This is a genomic window from Oceanococcus atlanticus, from assembly GCF_002088235.1.
Taxonomy (GTDB): Bacteria; Pseudomonadota; Gammaproteobacteria; order Nevskiales; family Oceanococcaceae; genus Oceanococcus; species Oceanococcus atlanticus.
Map to the genome: position 1 here is coordinate 697461 of NZ_AQQV01000003.1, position 20018 is coordinate 717478.

A 20018-nucleotide genomic window follows, 5' to 3' on the forward strand; every position below is an offset into this window, starting at 1 on the left:
TTCGCAGCGGGCGGGTTTTTTCAAGAGTTGCGACTTATTCGTCGTCAGCCGGCGCCGGATCGGCAGCGGCTTCAGGCGCTTCAACCAGTGCTTTGATGCTCAGGCGAATACGGCCTTGACGATCAACTTCCAACACCTTGACGCGTACTTCCTGACCTTCGCTCAGCACCGATGCCACATTATCAACGCGCTCATGCGAGATCTGTGAAATGTGCACCAAGCCGTCCTTGCCAGGCAGGATGGTCACGAACGCGCCGAAGTCCATGATGCGGACAACCTTGCCGTCGTAGATCGCACCGACTTCAACGTCCTTGGTCAGCTCGTCGATACGCTTGATGGCTGCATCAGCCTGCGCCTTATCAACGGCCGCGATCTTGATCGTGCCATCATCATCGATATCGATGGTGGTGCCGGTTTCTTCGGTAATGCTGCGAATCGTTGCGCCACCCTTGCCGATCACGTCACGGATACGATCCGGGTTGATCTTGATGGTGGTGATACGCGGCGCCCACTCAGACATCTGCTGACGCGGCTCGGCGATCACTTCGTTCATCTGCTTGAGGATGTGCAGACGCGCTTCGTTAGCCTGGCCCAGTGCCTGTTCCATGATCTCCTTGGTGATGCCGGTGATCTTGATATCCATCTGCAGCGCAGTCACGCCATCATTGGTACCGGCAACCTTGAAGTCCATGTCGCCCAGATGATCTTCATCACCCAGGATATCGGTCAGCACGGCGAACCGACTGTCGTCCTTGATCAGCCCCATGGCCACGCCGGCAACCGGTGCTTTGATCGGCACGCCGGCATCCATCAGTGCCAGCGAGGAGCCGCACACGCTGGCCATCGAGCTGGAACCGTTGGATTCGGTGATTTCCGAAACCACGCGCACAACGTAGGGGAATTCATTTTCCAGATCCGGCATAACCGCAGCGACACCACGCTTGGCCAGACGGCCATGGCCGATTTCGCGACGCTTGGGACCACCCATGAAGCCCGCTTCACCAACACTGTACGGTGGGAAGTTGTAATGCAGCATGAAGGATTCTTTGTATTCGCCTTCAATCGCATCAATGATCTGGCTGTCACGACCGGTACCCAAGGTGGTGGTCACCAGGGCCTGGGTTTCACCACGCGTGAACAGGGCCGAACCGTGGGTGCGCGGCAACACGCCAACCTGGATATCCAAACCACGTACGGTGCGGGTATCACGCCCGTCGATACGCGGCATGCCATCAAGGATGCGATTGCGCACGATGGATTTCTCCAGACGTGCAAACTCACCCTTGACGTCGCCTTCGTCGGCGCCGTCTTCAGCGGCACACAGCTGGGCCACAACCTGATCGCGCACGTCGCCCACGCGGTTTTGACGTTCCAGCTTGTCCGCCACCGTGTAGGCTTCGGTCAGACCGGCTTCAGCCGCAGCCTTAACCTGCTCACGCAGGCTCAGATTCTCTTCCGGCGCACTCCACTCCCACTTCGGCTTGCCCGCTTCGGCGGTCAGCTCGTTGATCGTGGCGATGGTCGACTGCATCTGCTCGTGGCCGAACAGCACGGCGCCCAGCATGACCTCTTCGGACAGCTCCTGGGCTTCCGATTCAACCATCAAGATGGCGTCAGCGGTGCCGGCCACAACCAGATCCAGAGCCGAGGTCTTGAGATCGGCAGCGGTCGGGTTAAGCAGATACTGACCGTCACGGTAACCAACGCGCGCGGCGCCAATCGGGCCGGCAAACGGTGCGCCGGACAGCGCCAATGCGGCCGAGGCGCCGATCATGGCCGGAATGTCCGGATCAATCTGAGGATCGATGGACATCACCGTGGCGATGACCTGAACCTCATTGAGGAAACCCTTGGGAAACAGCGGGCGGATCGGACGATCGATCAGACGCGAGGTCAATGTTTCCTTTTCGGTCGGACGTCCTTCACGCTTGAAGAAACCGCCGGGAATACGACCGCCAGCGTAGAAGCGCTCCTGGTAATTCACCGTGAGCGGGAAGAACCCCTGACCGGGATTGGCTTCCTTGCGCGCCACGGCGGTGACCAGCACCACGGTGTCGCCAATGCTGACTTTGACCGCACCAGATGCCTGACGAGCAATCTGTGAGGTCTCCAATACGACCGTTTGGTCGCCGAACTGAAACTCTTTTCTTACGGGTGTCACTATCTTCTTTTCCATTCCTACAAATACAAAGCCCCCGCATATGCGGGGGCTGATCGGTCCGCTTAGCGGCGCAGACCGAGCCGGGCAATCAAATCCTGATACCTGGCGGCATCTTTACGCTTGAGATAATCAAGCAACTTGCGGCGCTGATTGACCATGCGCAACAGACCGCGGCGTGAATGATGATCACCTTTGTTGCTTTCAAAGTGTGCACTCAGACCGTTGATACGGGTGGTCAAAAGCGCAACCTGCACTTCAGGCGAACCGGTATCAGATCCAGCACGCTGATATTCTTTGATGACGTCGCTCTTCTGAGCGTTCGACAAAGCCATGTGGCAAAACTCCTGATATAAAAAACCGCGTGCCGAAGGCATGCGGGCCAAAAAAGATTCGGTAGTTTAGAGAGCTTGAGGGCTGAACTCAAGCAAACGCTTGGGTGCGACACGCCCATCGTCGTCAATTCGGGCCAATCCAAGCAGTGTACGCTCCGGCCCGTAAGCCGCCACCAAGCCCTGGGTGGGCGCACCGCGCACCTGGATGGGCTGACCGCGGCGGAAGTAAAACACGCTGTTCGCATCCAGGCTGACCTCTGGCCAGCCGGCCAGCGCGGTTTCGCATGGCAGCAGCAACGCATCCAGCGCTTCGGGCCCGCCGTCCTCGCGGCGTGCGTCAAGTTCATCCAGGGTGATCATAGCCTGATCAAAAGGCCCGACCTGCACACGGCGCAGACTGGCCACGTGCGCACAGGTGTTCATGGCTGCGGCAATATCTTCGACCAGCGTACGGATGTAGGTGCCCTTGGAGCAGTGCACGCGCAAATCCGCAGTGTCGGCCGTGCAACCCAGCAGTTCCAGGCCATGAATGGTCACCGGCCGCGGCGGGCGCTCAACTTCCTGGCCCTGACGTGCCAGTTCATAGAGACGTTTGCCGTCGTACTTGAGCGCCGAGTACATCGGCGGAATCTGTTCGATATCGCCACGAAACCGGTTCAGGACTTCGCCCAGCAGCTCGGCGTTGACGTGACCGAACTCGGCCCGACGAATGACCTCACCATCGGCATCGGCGGTGTCCGTGGCAACGCCCAACTGCATACGTACGATGTAGGTCTTGTCGGCGTCCAGCAACTGCGCGGACAACTTGGTGGCCTCACCCAAACAGATGGGCAGCATGCCGGTGGCCAGCGGGTCCAGACTGCCGGTGTGGCCCGCTTTGGCCGCCCCGAACAACCAGCGCACACGCTGCAGAACCTGATTGGACGAGCCGCCTGTGGGCTTGTCGAGAAGCAGGATGCCGTGAACTGCGCGACCCTTGCGGCGCCGCCCCATCAGCTCTCGTCGTCGCCGCGACGATGAGCCGCAGCTTTATCCTGTTCGCGCGCCGCGCGAATCGTCGCATCCATGTCGACGGCCTTGCGGCTGGTCTCGTCGGCCATGAAACGCAGATTGGGCAACACCCGAAAGCGAATCTGTCGCCCCAGCTCGTGGCGCAACATGCCGGCCGCGCGATTGAGCACTTCGACACTGGTCTTGGTATCCGAACCAGCCAACTCCAGCACGCTGACATAAATGCGTGCATGGGCCAGATCGCGGGTCACTTCAACATCGGTGATGCTGACCATGCCGATGCGCGGGTCCGACAACTGCTGGATCAGCTCGGCGAGAACCTTGCGGATCTCGCCGGCCACACGGTGGGTACGGGAAAATTCCAAGCTGCGCTCCGCGCCCTAGTCCGCTGCTTCCAAGGTACGCTGGACTTCCACGCGTTCGTAGACCTCAATGCGGTCGTTCTCACGCACGTCGTCGTAGTTCTTGACCGCGATACCACACTCGGTACCGGCCTCGACCTTGTTCACGTCGTCCTTGTGGCGACGCAAGGATTCCAGCTCGCCCTCGTAGATCACCACGTTGTCACGCAGCACGCGGATCGGCAAACCACGGCGCACCGTGCCTTCCTCGACCAGACAGCCTGCAACCGCACCGAAGGCCGACGAACGGAACACGCTGCGCACCGCAGCAACACCCACGATCTTCTCGGCCGTATCGGTACCGAGCAGGCCCGACGCTGCATCACGTACGTCATTGATCACATCATAGATGACGCTGTAATAACGCAGTTCCAGCCCGGCTTCCTGCGCCTTGCGACGAGCCACGCCGTCAGCACGCGTGTTGAAACCGATGATCATGGCTTTGGATGCGGTCGCCAGGTCCACGTCGGACTCGGAGATGCCGCCCACGCCATTGGCCACGACCTTGATCTCGACCTCATCGTTGGACATTTTGACCAACGCATCGGCCAGGGCCTCAGCACTGCCACGCACGTCACATTTGAGCAGCACCGGCAGTTCGCGTTTGTCGTCGCCCATGCTGCTGGCCCAGTCACCGAGGCGACGGTCACGCGCCTTGGCACGTGCATCACGGGCCTTGGCTTCACGCACCGAAGCCAGTTCCTTGGCCTTGCGCTCGTCGGTCACGGCGATGGCGTCATCACCGGCTTCCGGCGTACCGCTCAGGCCCAGGACCTGAACCGGGCAACTCGGCCCCGCTTCTTTCACCGGCTTGCCATCTTCATCAAACATGGCGCGGACACGACCGAAATGCTGACCGGCCAGAACCACATCACCTTTGTGCAGCGTACCGGTGCGCACCAGCACCGTGGCAACCGGACCGCGTCCGCGTTCCAGGCTGGACTCGATGACCACACCAGCGGCCGGCCCGGTTTTCGGCGCCTTCAGCTCAAGAATCTCGGACTGCAGGACCAGTGCTTCAAGCAGCTCATCCACACCCTGCCCGGTCATACCGGAGACCGGTATGAACTGCGTGTCACCGCCCCAGTCTTCGGGGATCAGTTCCAACTTGGCCAGTTCGTTCTTGACCCGATCCGGATCCGCGTTTTCCTTGTCCGACTTGGTGATCGCAACCACGATCGGCACATTGCCGGCACGCGCATGCTGCACCGCCTCTTCGGTCTGCGGCATGACACCGTCATCCGCGGCCACAACCAGAATCACGATATCGGTAACCGCGGCACCACGTGCACGCATCGCCGTAAAGGCGGCGTGACCCGGGGTATCCAGGAAGGTCACCAGACCGGAATCCGCCTGCACCTGATAGGCGCCAATGTGCTGGGTAATGCCGCCAGCCTCACCCGCGGCCACACGGGCTTTACGGATGTAGTCGAGCAAGGTGGTCTTACCATGGTCAACGTGACCCATGATCGTCACCACAGGCGGACGCGATTCGCTGTCCAGGGCGTCCACATCGACTTCGCGGACTTCCTTGAGCAGGTTTTCCTCTTCGTCCTTGGCGCCGACCGGAATGGCTTTGTGACCCATTTCCTCGACCACCAACTGGGCGGTGTCCTGATCCAGGCTTTCATTGATGGTGGACATCATGCCCATGCCCATCAGAATCTTGATCAGTTCGGAAGCCTTGACGGCCATGCGCTGGGCCAGATCACCCACGGTGATCGAGTCCGGAATTTCCACGTCACGGATGACCGGCGCCGTAGGCCGCTCAAACCCGTGCTGGGTGTCCACCTTGACCGCGCCGCGACCACCGGTCGCACCTTTCTTGCGCCGTTTGCCGCGCTTGTTCTCGGCCACGTGCAGCTGTTCGGTCTTGCCTTTGCGCCGAGTCTTCTTGCGTGCTTCCTTCTCGCGGGCTTCACGCTCGGCCTTCTCACGCTCTTCACGCGAACGGGCCAGATCGCCTTCCTGCTCCTGCGCACGGCGCAGGTTTTCCAGCACGCGGCGACGCAGATCGGAAATTTCCGTGCGCAGATGCTCCGGTTCAGCGCTGTCGCGCTCACCACTGGCGGCTGCGGCCGGCTCGGGTTTTGACGGCGCTTCAGCCGCAGGGGCTTCAGCCACCGGCGCTTCAACAGGCTCAGGCTCTGCTTTCGGCTCGGGCTCAGCTGCCGGCTCGGGTTCAGGCTCCGGTTCCGGCTCGGGCGCAACCTCAACCTCAGGCTCTAGTTCCGGCTCAGGTGCAACCTCAACCTCAGGCTCCGGCTCAACCTCGGCTGCAGGCGGGGCCTCGGCCACCACCTCTTCAACCGTGTCCGCTTTTGCTTCCGGCTCAGGCGCAGCCTCAGCAACCGGCTCTGCAGCCGTCACTTCAACCACATCCTCCTCTGTTTCCACGCTCTCGATCACTTCTTCGAGCGGCTCATCAGCTTCCGGACGAACAATGGTGCGCTTCTTGCGCACTTCGACGTTGATTGTCTTGGCCCGCGCACCGCGCGCACCGGCAACTTTCAACTCGGTCTGCTCTTTGCGTTTGAGCGAGATTTTCTTGCTGCCACCCAGCCCAAGCGAACCCTTCTTAGGCTTGCCTTGCAGGTGTTCCAACCACTGCTTCTTCTCATCCGCACTGATCGGCGCATCCGCATCGGCCACATTCACGCCTGCATCACCCAACTGGGCAAGCAAACGCTCGACCGGCATCTTGGTCTGTTCTGCGAGTTCTCGAACGGTCGTTACCGCCATTACGATGACTCTCCCGTATCTGTGTCTTCGGCCTCGGCGAACCAGTGGGCTCGCGCTGCCATGATGAGTTTGCCGGCCTGTTCTTCGTCCAGACCGCCCAGGCCGACAATCTCGTCGGTCCCCATTTCCGCCAGATCTTCACGCGTCGGCGCACCGTTGCGGGCCAGTTCATCAGCCAGCTCGGGCGTCATGCCGTCCAGCGACAGCAAATCTTCGGAAGGTTCCGGTGCACCGCCTCGATCGGCGCTGACGATGGCCTTGGTTAACAGGGCATCGCGTGCACGATTGCGCAGCTCTTCGACAATATCTTCGTCAAATTCTTCAATCTGCAACAGCTCTTCGGTCGGCACGTAAGCCACTTCGTCGAGCGTGGTGAAGCCTTCCTGGACCAGGATGGAGGCCACCTCTTCATCGACATCAAGCTGCTCCATGAAGACTTCCAGCACCTTGCCGGACTCTTCTTCCTGGCGTTGGTTGATCTCGTCCGAAGTCATCACATTGAGCGTCCAGCCGGTCAGCTCGGACGCCAGGCGCACGTTCTGACCGCCACGCCCAATAGCTTGGGCCAACTTTTCCTCGGCCACCGCAATGTCCATGCTGCCGGTGTCTTCATCGACGATGATCGATTCAACATCAGCCGGCGCCATGGCATTGATTACGAACTGAGCCGGATTTTCATCCCACAGCACGATGTCGACGCGTTCACCAGCCAGTTCGTTGGACACGCTCTGTACCCGCGAGCCCCGCATTCCGACACAAGCACCAACCGGATCAATGCGTTTGTCCTTGGCCTGGACCGCAATCTTGGCGCGCGAACCCGGATCACGTGCCGCGCCCTTGAGCTCGATCAAGCCCTGGCCGATTTCCGGCACTTCCAGCTTGAACAATTCAATCAGCATTTCCGGCGCGCTGCGCGACAGGAACAGCTGCGGGCCACGCGCTTCGGGACGCACTTCCTTAAGGTAGCCGCGGATACGATCACCCGGCCGCAGAGGCTGGCGCGGAATCTGCCATTCACGCGGAATGATCGCCTCGGCGTTGCCACCCAGATCCAGAATCACGTTGCCGCGCTCAACCCGCTTGACGATACCGGAGAGCAGCTCGCCCATACGCCCTTCATAGGCTTCAACAACCTGGGCACGCTCGGCTTCACGCACTTTCTGCACGATCACCTGTTTGGCCGCCTGGGCTGAAATACGGCCGTACTCGACCGATTCCACCGGCTCTTCGATCACCGAGCCCACTTCCAGGGCAGCGTCCTTCTCCTGCGCATCCGTCAGAAAGATATGACGCTCTTCGGATTCGAACTCTTCGTCGTCGTCGGCCAGCACGGTCCAGCGGCGGAAACTCTCGTATTCACCGGTCTTGCGATCGATGGCCACGCGGATATCCCAATCCTCGCCATACTTCTTGCGGGCCGCCGAGGCCAGAGCCGCTTCAAGCGCCCCGAAAATGATCTCGGGCTCAACGCCTTTCTCGTTAGAAACAGCGTCCACCACGAGCAAAATGTTCTTACTCATGCATCCGGCTCCACAATGTCAGTCAAACACCGGAACGAGCCGCGCTCGTTCAATGTCAGCAAATGGCACATCAAATCGTTCTTGGTCGACCTCGATCGCAACGGTTTCGCCGTCGCACTCAAGGAGCTTGCCGCGAAAGTTACGCCGCCCTTCAAAAGGTATACGCAACTTCAACTTGGCCTCGCGGCCGAGGAATTCCACAAAATGCTGAGTTTTTACGAGCGGACGATCGAGCCCTGGAGAGGAGACCTCCAGCCGATAAGCACTCTCAATGGGATCATCGACATCCAACAAAGCGCTGACTTCGCGACTGACTTTGGCGCAATCTTCCACGCCAATGCCCTGTGCTGAATCGATGTAAATACGCAGCACGGCATCGGTGCCGGTTCCTTGTAGCTCGACACACAAAAGATCATAGCCAAGCCCAGCCACCGCCGGCTCTAACATCTGTTGCAAATTGTCGATTAAACCGCGCATTTTCCGCCTTGCTTAGCTACAAGAAAACTCCTTGAAAACCAACTACATGACGCACATTTTTGAGATGTGGCCTGAAGCTGATCCGCGTACTCCAGCAATAAAAAAGCCCCAAAACTGGGGCCGCAAAATTCCTCCAAATGTTTGGTAGCGGGGGCAGGATTCGAACCTGCGACCTTCGGGTTATGAGCCCGACGAGCTGCCTGGCTGCTCCACCCCGCACCAGAGCCAAAGAAGTATAGGCATGAGCCTAACCAAGCGCAAGAGGCATTATAAAAATGCTTTTCAATCATGCACTTATGGAACACCTAAAAATACCGCTCGCGCAAACGCTGCTTTGTGACGGGCAAAATCGCCTTGTCGGCCAGCCACGAGGTCACCCTGACCCGCAACTTTCCATTCGAATCCGGCATTGACATTGCCTTGATCAGCAAACGCTGAGCGCAGCAGGCATCTGGCTGTTCGCAGGACGCGTTTACGCCGCCTGCTGGGGTACTTTCGGCAGCAGTGGTGAATGACGCTGCTTAAGCGTTTCAACCGTCAGGCGCAGCCCCTCTGCGAGATCAACCCTGGGCTGCCAATCGAGCTCACGCTTGGCCTTTTCGATGCTGTAGTAGTGATGCGTAACCATGTAGCGAATGGCGAAACGCGTCATGCCGTCTTCTGCATTCAGGGTTCCACCTTTGAGGGTATCGATGCCCTCCGCCAGCGCAGCAACGCCGTAGGCCAGCCAGAAAGGCACCTTGCCCTTGATGGTTGGGTAGCCAGCCTCCATCAGAAGCATGTCGACAAAGTCAAAAAAGGCTTTCGGCTCCCCGTTGGTGATGAAGTAAATCTGACCGCAGGCCACACCACCGGGCTTAACACGCTGTTCAGCCGCGAGCACCGCGTCGGTCAGGTTGCTGATATAAGTGAAGTCCGAAAGTTTGTCGCGATTGCCGACACAGCGCGTCAGCTTGCCCTGCTGAGCCTTGCTCAGTATCGCCGGCACAAAACGGTTGTCGCCGGCACCAAAAACCACATGGGGTCGAATGGCGCAACACTGAGTAATACCCTCACCGCTGAACGCGATGACTTTTTTCTCCGCCGCAATTTTGCTGTCCGCGTAGGGCGCTTGAGAAATCTGTGAATACCCCAGAGTTTCGTCACCGTTCTCGATATCTTCGCCCTCGTACACCGCACTGGCCGAACTGATATAGACAAAACGCTCGATAGCATGCGCCGTACAAGCCGCGAGCAGGTTTTCGGTACCTGTCAGATTGACCGCCCAGACATCTTCAACCCGATTGTTCTTGGTGTGCACCAACGAGGCGTTGTGAATGATGCTATCCAACCCTTCACAGGCATGAAGTACGGCCTGCGCATCGCGGATATCGAGCTTGATGAAACACACATCCTCACGGAAGGGCTGGTCAACGATGTCAGCACAGATGACCTCGTGCCCCGCGTCGGCGAACTCGTCCACCAGAGCCTTACCGACAAAGCCCTGGCCCCCAGTGATCAGTATCTTGCGCTTGTCCATGTTGGTCTCCTCTGATTATTTGGACGTACCGAACGCCTGATCCCAGAACGGAAATATCGAGGCGTAGTTGTAACGAAACTTGTCGTGATGGACGTCGTGCTTTTCCACCCAGAAATTGAACAGTCGAAATGCGGGATGCGGAAAAACCAGATTGGAATGCACGATCACGTTGATCGACGAATAGAGAAAGAACATGCACAGGAAAGAGGCTTCACTGATCGGCCCGAGCAGCAGCACCGCACCCAGCAGCAGAACAAATGCCCCCATCTGCTCGAATGGGTTCAGAAATACACTTTCACTGGCCACCGGGAAGCGAACCTTGTGGTGCATGCCATGCACGTACTTCATCAACCGCGGGTGGTGCATGCCCCGATGGAAGAAGTAGTAGGCCAAGTCGTAAAGCAAGAGTACGGCGAAGGTCTCACCAAAGAAGTGCGCCACGCCGGGCCACTGCGGATAAAGAATGCGCTCGCCAAAGTGGTACAGAAACGCCGCAAGAATGCTCAGCGCGAGGATGTTGTTGAGAAACACGTTCAACCATTTGTTCTGCGGTCCCAAATAGCTTGCGCCGGGCGTACGCAGGCGGTATCTGCTGTAACGGCTAGAGACCACCGCCCAGTCCAGCCAATATTGCAGGCCTCCGATAACGGCAAACATGACGGCAAGCGCGATCCAGAACGTCGTGCTCATGAGCGCGCCCCGAGCAACGACACTTTGAGCAACCTCAGCAAGGCCCTAAATCTGACACCCGGACCACGACCAAACATCAACTCTATCGATGCATCCGCCTTGGCAAAGCCAGCGATGCTGACCGGGTACAGCTTAGGCGGAATGCGCAGCGGCAAACGGTCGCTCAGCACGGCTTTGGGATTGGTATATGCGCGCAAGCCATCACGCCCGTTCATGCGCCCAAAACCGGAATACTTCACACCGCCGAACGGCAAATCCTGGTTGAGATAACACAGACCAAAATCATTGATGCAGCTGGCCCCGGCTTCGAGCTGCGCGGCAATGCGCTCGGCCCGCGCCGTACTGCCGCTGAGCACCGAGGACTGCAAGCCAAAATCTGTGCTGTTGGCCAGCGCCACTGCCTCTTCGTCGTTGGCCACCTTCATGATCAGCATGACCGGTCCAAACACTTCCTCGTTGGCAATGCGCATGTCGGCGGTGACATCAACCAGCAGCGTTGGCGGGTAATACTGGCCAGTGCCCTGCGGTTTAACGCCACCAACCAAAGCGCGCGCGCCCTGGGCCAGCGCATCCCGGACCAGGTCGTCAATCACCGCCATTTGCTGCGCAGTGTTGATGGCACCAACCTCTACAGCCCCAGGCTGAGCCGGTGGACCCTGGCGTAGTGCAGCAACCTGTGTGTGCATCGCGCTGACGAAGCGATCGTAGATGCCAGCCTCAACGATGATGCGTTCCGATGCGATGCAGTTCTGACCGAGATTGATGAAGCAGCCCCCCAAGGCCGAATGCACAGCATGCTCCAGGTGCGCATCATCACAAACAATCATCGGATCCTTGCCGCCCAGCTCCATCACCACCGGCGTCAGATGTTGCGCACTCCCCTCAATGATGCGTCGGCCGTTGCCTACGGAACCGATAAACAGGATTTTCTGCACCCGGGCACGAACCAGGGCTGCCCCGGTTTCACCATAGCCGTTGAGGATCTGCACGGTGTCGGTCGCGATGCCTTCCTGGGTCAACACCTGGTCGATCAACTGCTGGAAGTAGCGGGTTGACCAGGCCACCGCCTCGGATGCCTTGATCACCACGGCATTGCCCGCCATCAAAGGCGCGACAAACGATGCAAAGATGTTTTGGAAGGGGTAATTCCACGGCACAATGCACGCCACTACACCCAGCGGCCGGTATTCAATGCGGCCCTTCTTATGCATCAGCATGCCGGATGGCACCCGCTCGGTCTTGAGGTGCTTCTCGCCATGCTTGATCAGCCAGCGAATCTTGTTGCACACCGGCATCACCTCGCCCAGCAAGGCGTTTTCAAAGGTTTTTCCACTGTCTTCGACCACCGCTTTGCAGATCGCATCACGCTGCATCACGATGGTCTCAAGCAAACGCCTCAACACCGCACGACGCTTGGCGAAACTGGTGTCAGCCCAAGCGCGCTGGGCCACGCGCGCACGCTCCACCGCATGGCGCACGTCCTCAACCGTGGCCACGGGCACCTGCCCCAGGGTGGCCCCCGTTGCCGGGTTGATACACTCAATCACGCCGGCCGCTTTGGCGTGCTCGGGCAAGGGCGTTACGACGCTCATGCAACTTCTCCAAGGTGAGCTTTGGCGGCGCCGCGGTTGCTTTGCCGCAAGATCAAATCAGCCGCGCAATAGCCAATCACCATGCTTGGCGCATTCAGGGCTGAAACGGGTATTTCCGGTATCACCGACGCATCGGCAATACGCAGGTTTTCGAGCCCTTTCACACGCAGCTCAGGATCAACCGGACTGAGCGCATCGGTGCCCATGCGGCAACTGCCGCAAAAATGGAAGGTTGTCATCGCTGCCTTGTGAATCCAGGCCCAAAGCGGCTTACCGTCAATCGGCTTGGCGCCCGCTGACAGCGGCTTCACTCCAAGCGCCTGCAACGCCGGCTGCGCGGCAATGCTGCGAGCTTTTCTGATCCCCGCCTCCATTCGCAGACGATCGCGGGGCGCGGTGAAATACCCCAGGTCGATGTCCGCCGGCGCGTCCGGATCGGCGCTGCGCAATGTAATCCGCCCACGCGCCTCGGGCTTGCCCAGAATGACCACGATGCCAAACACACCGGACATAAACGACCTCATGGGCGGCAACAGAAAGATCAGCCGAATCAAGGCCCGCAGCAGCAGGCGCAATGGTCGAACGGCATGCAAGCGCCCCGGCAAAGCCAGTATGGGTGCCATTCGCAAGGTCGAATGCATCATCGATGGCGGCGCGGCGTAGCACACAAAACAGGTATCCGGTGCTTCGCCACGGGGTTGCGATGGTTCTCGCAAGGCGGCATCAAAGCCGTACAACTGCGGATATTTGAAATCGACCAGCGCTTTGGCACGGTAGAACAGGCACACATTTGGATGGTCTTGCAGGTGCTGCCCGACACCCGGCGCATCCAAAACACAATCAATACCGTGACGGGCAAGCTGTGCACGTGGACCAACGCCAGAAAGCATCAGCAAGCGCGGGGTTTCCAGCGCCCCGGCGCAGAGCACGATTTCAGCACCTGCCCGGGCATGTTGATTGCGCCCGTTCTGGCGGTACTCAACGCTCACTGCACGTCGTTGCCGGAAGCCTATTTTGCGCACCGTGGCGTGGTACGCGATGTCCAGACCCGGGGGCTTGTGATCATGCAAATAGGCGCTGTAGGAACTGCGCCGCGACGAGCCGGCAAAGTTCATGTCGTTGCACCCGACGACCCCCGCCAGATCGCCATCGTTCATACCGTCTTTACGCTCAAACCCAGCCGCAACTGCTGCATCTAAAAAACGTTGCGCGAACGGTGTGGGCTTGCGACTTCGAATGCCCAGCCTGGCCTCAACCGCAGTAAAGCTGTCCTGCAGATCCTGCCACTGCCAGCCTGTCGGCCAGGCCCGGTAATCGCGCACATCGCCACGCGTGTAGACCATGCCGTTGACCGCCCCACTGCCACCGATGACACGACCACTCCCGGCGAACAGCGCGCGCCCGCCACAACCCGCCTGGGGCGTGCTCATGCGGTGCCACATGGCGCCCTCATTGGCGAAGGCATCTTTGAAACCGTCATCACGCAGGGTTTCCGGGTATTGCCGTGCGGGGCCACCGGCTTCCAGCAGCAGCACCGTATGACCACCTTCAGCCAGACGCGCTGCCACGATGCAACCGGCGGATCCACCACCCACAACAATATAGTCGTAGCTCGAATGCATCCCCTCTCCCCACCAACCCGTAATTAATATTCGGTTTGAGTAATTGATATTTTTCTATTGGAAAGATACATTCCTCGAATGTCAAGCGCCGTTCGCATCAGCAGGAACAATCCATGAGCACTTCCGCCAACAGCAAAGCACCCTCAGGAAATGCCGCCAACGGGCGCCGGCGCGGCGCCGACAGCCTGCGTGCCGCCAAGGACGCGCTGGTGCGTCAGCACGTGATGGATGCATCAGAAAAGGTGTTTGCCGAGCACGGTTTCAATCAAACCAAGATGCAGACCATTGCCAAGCAGGCCGGGGTCTCTCTGGCAACGCTCTACCAGTTCTATTCGAGCAAACAGGCGTTGTATCGGGCGGTTTTGGTCGCTCGTGACCGGGAAATGATGAGCGCGGTGTTGCAACATCCGGTTTTCCAGTCAGGCCAGCCCTTTACGGCCATCAGTCTGCTCAGCCTGATGCAGGGACATTTGCGTTTCCAGCTGTCGCATCCGGACTACCTGAAGTTGATACTGCAGGAAGGACACGCTTGGTATCACACCGCCGCCCAACCCACGGCAGACGAACAGGCACTTTGGGAGCAAGGGCTCAAACTGATGACCACCGCACTGGAGCACGGCATGCAAGCCGGAGAACTGATTCCTGCGGACCCCACTGACCAAGCACGTCTGCTGATGGCCATACAGCAGGCGCGGCTGGCCAGCTGGGCGGCTGACGGCATGCAGGATGATCACGAAACAGTCATTACACGCATACAGGCGGATTTCGTACGCCAGTTCTGTCGCCCTGCGCTGGCGCGCACGCTGCTGAGCGAGGATGGCAGCACCCTGTGCCCGCAGGCGCTGCAGAAGATTCAGGCCGAGTAAAACCCGCCTCACACGGACAAGCCCTCGCCTGTTGCTGAAGCTTCAGATACTGCGTTGATTGACGCGGCGTGAAACTTCTTCAGCGCTTTCGACCCTTTCTGAATAGCGACTGGTCAGGTAGCCGGCACGCTCGCGGTTCATCCAGGTGAACTTCATCAGCTCTTCGCACACATCGACGATGCGCAGATACAAGGGCGAAAGGCGCATCCGCCCGGCCTCATCGAACTCATTAAAGGCTTTGGGCACCGACGATTGATTGGGTATGGTCAGCATGCGCATCCAGCGCCCCAGCACACGCATCTGATTGACCGCGTTGAAACTCTGACTGCCACCGGAAACCTGCATCAGAGCCAGTGTCTTGCCCTGAGTGGGACGGATACCGCCCATCGACAGCGGCAACCAGTCGATCTGCGCTTTCATCACCGCGGTGAGATTGCCGTGGCGTTCCGGACTGACCCACACCATGCCTTCGGCCCAAATCGCCAGATCACGCAGCTCCTGCACTTTGTGATGGCTTTCGTCCTCGGCGTCCGGCAGTGGCAAGCCATGAGCAGAAAAGTGCCGCACCTCGGCCCCCATGGCGCTCAGCAGGCGCCCCGCCTCTTCCGCCACAAAACGCGAATACGAACGCGAGCGCAGCGACCCATGCAGCACCAGAATGCGAAGCGGCTCACGCGACACCCCCGCGCCAACCAGTTGATCCACGTCGATATCCTGCCAATGTTTTGCGTCAATGTTGGGCAAGTCGGGAAGTGGCGTCACGGCAAATCGCTCCTGGCGCAGGCCGGCATCCAGATGCGGGCCTACATTTCGATAAAAGTGAAAGGAAACATTTTAAGGCTTTAGCCGTGTTCACGGGACACCCCGGCAGTACAGCGTCCGGGATACCGCACGATCACACTTTCATCGGACCTGAGTATGACGACAAAGATGCCCTTGCTGGCCGCCGGCACGTTGCTGCTAAGCGCAGGCCTGGCGCAAGCCGCCACAACACCCGCCCAGCTGCTCGAACAGTTGCAGGCCAACACCCGCGATGCCCTGCAACTGCAACAGGACCGCTCAACCGCTTACCAGTTGCTGCGCGCCACATCCAAAGCGCCGCTGCTGGCCGATCAGAGCAACGCACCGGCTCTGGATCGCGCCTTCGGCTTTCTGACCCAGTTCGGGCCGCTTCTCGACATCAGCGCACCGCTTGAACAGTTCAAACTGCTGCGTGTCAGCGAAGACCGCGCGGGCAATCAGCATGTGCATCTTGAGCAGCAGCACGCCGGCCTGCCGGTGTTCGGCTCGCGCCTGGTTGTGCACATGAATCCGCAAGGCATCTATGGCGTGTCCGGCACGGTGATACCAGATCTGCTCAGCCTGCCTTCTCAGCCGAAAGTTTCAGCCGCGGTGCAGCGTGCGGCGGCGCTGCGCCAGGTTGCCAAATCGGCGCCTGACGCTGATCTTGCAATCGAGAGCGAGCGCCTCATGGTCTATCGCTCCGGCGTGCTCAAACGCGTCGAAGGTCAGAACTATCTGGCTCGTGAAATCATTGTGCGCAGCGCCCGTGGCGACGTGCGCGAGCGCTTGATCTTCGACGCCGTGAATGGCGGCCTGATCAATCGCATCAACGAAATTCACAGCGTCAAGAACCGCGAAATTTACACCCCTAACCAGGACGTGCCGCCCATCATTACCGAGGGCAGCGCGCTGGCGCCGGCAGATGTTCCGCTGACGGGCGATACCGCCAGTGATCCGGCCAGCCGGGCACCGCGCCTGCCGCAAGACAACCTGTATATCTTTGCCGGCGGTACTTACGACCTGTACACCAACCTGTTCGGCTTTGAAGGCTACGACTTCGGCGTGACCTCACCGGAAGAGCAGGTTCAGAAAAGTGTTTACCTGATCAATGATCAGTGCCCCAACGCTTACTGGAATGGTGACTCGACCAACTACTGCCCGGGCTTCGACGCCGACGATGTGGTCAGCCACGAGTGGAGCCATGCCTACACCGAATACACCCACGGCCTGATTTACCAGTACCAGTCGGGTGCACTGAACGAATCGTATTCGGATATTTTTGGCGAGGTCTACGATCTGGTGAATGGCCTGGAAGGCCCGCTAGGCGTAACGCTGACCGAGGGTGAGTACTTCGAGAATGGCGGCAGCCGCTGGGTTGTCGGTGAAGATCTGAGCGAAACGGCCGCCGCTGTCCTGCTCCGCGACATGTGGGACCCGGACAATTTTGGCGTCAACGTGCCGTTGCTCGGCATTCAGGTTCTGAACACCGGCTCGCCAGGCAGCGTCATCACCTCCGAGAACTACTATTGCGAATCCGGTGATGGCGGTGGTGTGCACACCAACTCTGCGGTCCCCAATCACGCCTTCGCCATGCTGGTTGATGGCAAGAGTTTCAATGGTGTTGATATCCCGGCCATCGGCATGACGCGGGCCGCGCACATTTATTTCCATGCCGCCCTGCACTACCAAACGCCGACCACCAATTTCGCACAGCATGCTGATGCACTGGCGCAGTCCTGCGCCGATCTGATCGGCACGCCGCTGAATGACGTACTCGGCCAACCCTCGCCGGACGTCATCGACGCGAGCACCTGCGCCGCGGTAGAAGCCGCCATGTTGTCGGTCGAGATGCGTCAGAACCCTGCCGAAAAATGCGACTACCAGCCTTTGCTTCAGCCGGATGACGCCACGCCCGACCTGTGCCCGGCAGGATCAGGCCCGGTCGCCGATTTCGTTGAAACCTGGGAAGGTGTGAGCGAGCTGCCCAGCGGCTGGGAGTTCACCGAAAACCTGACCGGCGATACCTCGGAAGGGGTTGAGTGGGAAGTGATCGGTGATCTGCCTCTGGCGCGTGGCGGGCAGGCCGTTTTTGTGGCCAACACTTTCGGCGGCAGCTGCACCCCGGGCGGCGACATCTCCGGCAGCTTCCAGCTCGACAGCCCGCAGATCACTGTCAGTGCCAACGACTCAAAGCTGTCCATGAGCCACTTGATGCAATCGGAATTCGGGTATGACGGCGGCAACATCAAAGCCAGCATCAATGGTGGGGACTTCACCCTGATTCCGGCCGAAGCCATCGTCTGGAATAGCTACAACACCGATCTGGAACCGGCAGCGGCAACCCCGGTGCCCGACCCCACCGGTCTGACCGGTGGCGGCAACACCAACCCGATGGGTGGCGAAGGCGCATGGTCCGGTTCAGACGAAGGCGAATCCTTCAGCCGCTGGGGCGTCAGTCACATCGATCTGGCGGCACTGGGTGTGAGTGCGGGCGACACCCTGCGCATCCGCTTCGAGTTTGGCCAGGATGGCTGCAATGGCAACCTCGGCTGGTACGTGGATGATGTCAGCGTCAGCCATTGCGTCGCCGGCCAAACCAACGGCAATGGTGTGCCGCAAACTGCCGGTGCCGGTTCGACCCCGGGCACCCCCAGCACACCGGGCGTGCCAGGCACGCCGGCCAGCGACGAGCCGCGCGGCGGTGCCAACGGTCTTGTCATGCTGATGCTGCTGATGCTGGGGCTGGCACGACGCCGCCGCTGATCGCAAGCAAAACAAAAAGCCCCGCCACGTGCGGGGCTTTTTTTATGATGTGCTCGTGATCGTGGTGCTCACAATCCCAAGCGCGACAAGTTGTCGCTGTAGGCCCGACACGCGGCAAAGATGTCCGCGGGATTGTCACCCGCACTTTCGACAATGTCACGCTGGCAATATGCGCTGCGCGGTGCGTAATCACCCATGACCTCAGCCGGTGGTGTGCCCTGAGGCACGTTCTGTATCGCCTCCGAAAAATCCGTCTGCGGCAGCATGTGTCGATAGATCAACAACGCATCAACATAAGGCCCCCAGGGCAGCCAATCGATTGCATTTTCTGCGACGGCATTGGCCGGGCGGTCGGCGGTGTCTGAAACCATAACCGTGAAATAACCCTGTTCATCAAGGTGCGCCTGATAATCGGCCACACAACCCACATAGCGCTGGGTGGGCAGATCGTTCTGGCACACCGACCAGTAACGCACCTGTTCAGCATCGAAATTCAGACCGGGCTGGTCGCGGTAGCTCGGCGCCTTGGCACGGATCATCACCACATTGCCATAGCTGCGACTGAACAGATTGGTGGTGTAGGCGTTGTGGATATTCGACAAAAAACCACCGCCGGCGGGCAGCGGGAGCTGAAACTCAACACCATCGGGTATTGGCAAACCGAGAAAGTCTCGCAGGATGTTAAACACCGTGCTAGGCAAACCGTAGAACACCCGTGTACTGGCTTCTGGCTGCCCCAGCGGCAGCGCACCCGGCTGCGCCAGGAACGGATCATCGATCACATCCACATCCTGCAGCAGATCATTGAGGCCAAGACTGGGCAAGGCGTCGCCCAAGGTTGGCAGTAGCGGCTCGACACAGTTCGCGGTGGGCAACAGTTCGGTCTCACCATCGGCTGTTTCCAGCGTCAGCAGGGGAAGCCCAACACCACCGTCAAATTCCTTGCCCTCGCCGGGCACGTAGACACGGTAGAACAGCGCTGTCAGCGCATACTGCGGGACGGCTACAGAGCCCAGATCCATTTCACCGGCATAGATCGTGTTTTGCTGGGGCGTTTCGGGTCGTGGCGAAAACTCCACATACGCGGTGTAGGCATCACCATAGGCTGCGCTTTCGTCGGCGAAGCTGTTGCCGCCACCTGCGTCGGGTGCAATCTCGACATCCGCAAGCGCATCCGTCGGACGCAAAATGGCGTCATAAACGTTGTATGAGAAGTAGCGCGCATCCGGGTAATAACCGTCAATGCGCAAGCGTGTCTGCGGCAGCATCGGCACCAACGCCACCCAGTACTTGGCCGACTCGTCTGGAAAAGCGATGTTCATGGTGTCGATATTGCTGGCGATTTCCCAGCCACAGGCGACACCGAACGGGTAGCTATCGCGATCCTGGCTGGTGTGTCCTGGCTCGCTATCACGACCGGGAGATTGCGCCGTCTCTTCGCTTTGCTGACCGCCACATGCGGCCAGACCTGCCCCAAGCAGCAACGCGCCGGCTACGCCTCGCAAAGCACGGGATCCTTGCTTGATACTCATTGAATGG

At 59.5% G+C, this 20018-nt stretch carries 15 protein-coding genes and 1 tRNA gene; 2 read left to right on the forward strand and 14 right to left on the reverse strand.

The features are described from left to right. Nucleotides 1–34: 34 nt before the first annotated feature. The 12 genes from pnp to ATO7_RS14295 form a co-directional block, all read right to left on the reverse strand. Complete coding sequence (gene pnp, locus ATO7_RS14240; protein ID WP_206044936.1) at nucleotides 35–2161, reverse strand: polyribonucleotide nucleotidyltransferase; 2127 nt, start codon at nucleotides 2159–2161, stop codon at nucleotides 35–37. Nucleotides 2162–2223: 62 nt separating this feature from the next. Then, nucleotides 2224–2493, reverse strand: coding sequence for a 30S ribosomal protein S15 (rpsO, locus tag ATO7_RS14245; RefSeq protein WP_083562940.1), 270 nt, complete (start codon nucleotides 2491–2493; stop codon nucleotides 2224–2226). Nucleotides 2494–2559: 66 nt separating this feature from the next. Beyond that, nucleotides 2560–3486, reverse strand: coding sequence for a tRNA pseudouridine(55) synthase TruB (truB, locus tag ATO7_RS14250; RefSeq protein WP_083562786.1), 927 nt, complete (start codon nucleotides 3484–3486; stop codon nucleotides 2560–2562). Continuing rightward, nucleotides 3486–3869 (reverse strand): 30S ribosome-binding factor RbfA, encoded by a 384-nt coding sequence (gene rbfA / locus ATO7_RS14255; protein WP_083562787.1) that lies wholly within the window; start codon nucleotides 3867–3869, stop codon nucleotides 3486–3488. Before rbfA ends, truB begins: the two co-directional genes overlap by 1 nt. 15 nt (nucleotides 3870–3884) lie before the next feature. Next, nucleotides 3885–6647: a translation initiation factor IF-2 gene (gene infB / locus ATO7_RS14260; RefSeq protein WP_083562788.1), complete on the reverse strand. Its 2763-nt coding sequence runs from the start codon at nucleotides 6645–6647 to the stop codon at nucleotides 3885–3887. Further along, complete coding sequence (nusA, locus tag ATO7_RS14265) at nucleotides 6647–8167, reverse strand: transcription termination factor NusA (RefSeq protein WP_083562789.1); 1521 nt, start codon at nucleotides 8165–8167, stop codon at nucleotides 6647–6649. Before nusA ends, infB begins: the two co-directional genes overlap by 1 nt. 18 nt (nucleotides 8168–8185) lie before the next feature. Next, nucleotides 8186–8644, reverse strand: coding sequence for a ribosome maturation factor RimP (gene rimP / locus ATO7_RS14270; protein ID WP_083562790.1), 459 nt, complete (start codon nucleotides 8642–8644; stop codon nucleotides 8186–8188). A gap of 142 nt (nucleotides 8645–8786) precedes the next feature. Beyond that, a tRNA-Met gene (locus ATO7_RS14275) sits at nucleotides 8787–8863 on the reverse strand. A gap of 253 nt (nucleotides 8864–9116) precedes the next feature. After that, nucleotides 9117–10163 (reverse strand): SDR family NAD(P)-dependent oxidoreductase, encoded by a 1047-nt coding sequence (locus ATO7_RS14280; RefSeq protein WP_083562791.1) that lies wholly within the window; start codon nucleotides 10161–10163, stop codon nucleotides 9117–9119. A 15-nt stretch (nucleotides 10164–10178) separates the two neighbouring features. Further along, nucleotides 10179–10853, reverse strand: coding sequence for a sterol desaturase family protein (locus ATO7_RS14285; RefSeq protein ID WP_083562793.1), 675 nt, complete (start codon nucleotides 10851–10853; stop codon nucleotides 10179–10181). Then, nucleotides 10850–12445 (reverse strand): aldehyde dehydrogenase family protein, encoded by a 1596-nt coding sequence (locus tag ATO7_RS14290; protein WP_083562795.1) that lies wholly within the window; start codon nucleotides 12443–12445, stop codon nucleotides 10850–10852. Before ATO7_RS14290 ends, ATO7_RS14285 begins: the two co-directional genes overlap by 4 nt. Further along, nucleotides 12442–14067 carry a GMC family oxidoreductase gene (locus ATO7_RS14295; RefSeq protein WP_083562797.1) on the reverse strand — a complete coding sequence of 542 codons (1626 nt, stop codon included), beginning with the start codon at nucleotides 14065–14067 and terminating at the stop codon, nucleotides 12442–12444. Before ATO7_RS14295 ends, ATO7_RS14290 begins: the two co-directional genes overlap by 4 nt. A gap of 113 nt (nucleotides 14068–14180) precedes the next feature. On the opposite strand from ATO7_RS14295, the gene ATO7_RS14300 reads away from it, so the two are divergent. Further along, on the forward strand, nucleotides 14181–14933 hold the full coding sequence (locus ATO7_RS14300; RefSeq protein ID WP_083562798.1) for a TetR/AcrR family transcriptional regulator: 753 nt from the start codon (nucleotides 14181–14183) through the stop codon (nucleotides 14931–14933). A 42-nt stretch (nucleotides 14934–14975) separates the two neighbouring features. Here ATO7_RS14300 and arsH read toward each other — a convergent pair whose 3' ends face one another. Continuing rightward, complete coding sequence (arsH, locus tag ATO7_RS14305) at nucleotides 14976–15695, reverse strand: arsenical resistance protein ArsH (RefSeq protein ID WP_083562800.1); 720 nt, start codon at nucleotides 15693–15695, stop codon at nucleotides 14976–14978. 156 nt (nucleotides 15696–15851) lie between these two features. On the opposite strand from arsH, the gene ATO7_RS14310 reads away from it, so the two are divergent. Beyond that, nucleotides 15852–18479, forward strand: a complete 2628-nt coding sequence (locus ATO7_RS14310; protein WP_083562802.1) for a M4 family metallopeptidase — start codon at nucleotides 15852–15854, stop codon at nucleotides 18477–18479. 68 nt (nucleotides 18480–18547) lie between these two features. Here the strand turns inward: ATO7_RS14310 and ATO7_RS14315 are convergent, their stop codons facing one another. After that, complete coding sequence (locus ATO7_RS14315; protein WP_083562803.1) at nucleotides 18548–20011, reverse strand: hypothetical protein; 1464 nt, start codon at nucleotides 20009–20011, stop codon at nucleotides 18548–18550. Between the last annotated feature and the right edge of the window lie 7 nt (nucleotides 20012–20018).

Excerpts from the sequence above, each read along its gene's own strand:
- rpsO (WP_083562940.1), bottom strand. The coding sequence starts at position 2,493 with ATGGCTTTGTCGAACGCTCAGAAGAGCGACGTCATCAAAGAATATCAG.
- ATO7_RS14290 (WP_083562795.1), bottom strand. The coding sequence starts at position 12,445 with ATGAGCGTCGTAACGCCCTTGCCCGAGCACGCCAAAGCGGCCGGCGTG.
- ATO7_RS14300 (WP_083562798.1), top strand. The coding sequence starts at position 14,181 with ATGAGCACTTCCGCCAACAGCAAAGCACCCTCAGGAAATGCCGCCAAC.
- rimP (WP_083562790.1), bottom strand. The coding sequence starts at position 8,644 with ATGCGCGGTTTAATCGACAATTTGCAACAGATGTTAGAGCCGGCGGTG.
- ATO7_RS14295 (WP_083562797.1), bottom strand. The coding sequence starts at position 14,067 with ATGCATTCGAGCTACGACTATATTGTTGTGGGTGGTGGATCCGCCGGT.
- ATO7_RS14285 (WP_083562793.1), bottom strand. The coding sequence starts at position 10,853 with ATGAGCACGACGTTCTGGATCGCGCTTGCCGTCATGTTTGCCGTTATC.
- nusA (WP_083562789.1), bottom strand. The coding sequence starts at position 8,167 with ATGAGTAAGAACATTTTGCTCGTGGTGGACGCTGTTTCTAACGAGAAA.
- infB (WP_083562788.1), bottom strand. The coding sequence starts at position 6,647 with ATGGCGGTAACGACCGTTCGAGAACTCGCAGAACAGACCAAGATGCCG.
- truB (WP_083562786.1), bottom strand. The coding sequence starts at position 3,486 with ATGGGGCGGCGCCGCAAGGGTCGCGCAGTTCACGGCATCCTGCTTCTC.
- ATO7_RS14310 (WP_083562802.1), top strand. The coding sequence starts at position 15,852 with ATGACGACAAAGATGCCCTTGCTGGCCGCCGGCACGTTGCTGCTAAGC.
- ATO7_RS14315 (WP_083562803.1), bottom strand. The coding sequence starts at position 20,011 with ATGAGTATCAAGCAAGGATCCCGTGCTTTGCGAGGCGTAGCCGGCGCG.
- ATO7_RS14280 (WP_083562791.1), bottom strand. The coding sequence starts at position 10,163 with ATGGACAAGCGCAAGATACTGATCACTGGGGGCCAGGGCTTTGTCGGT.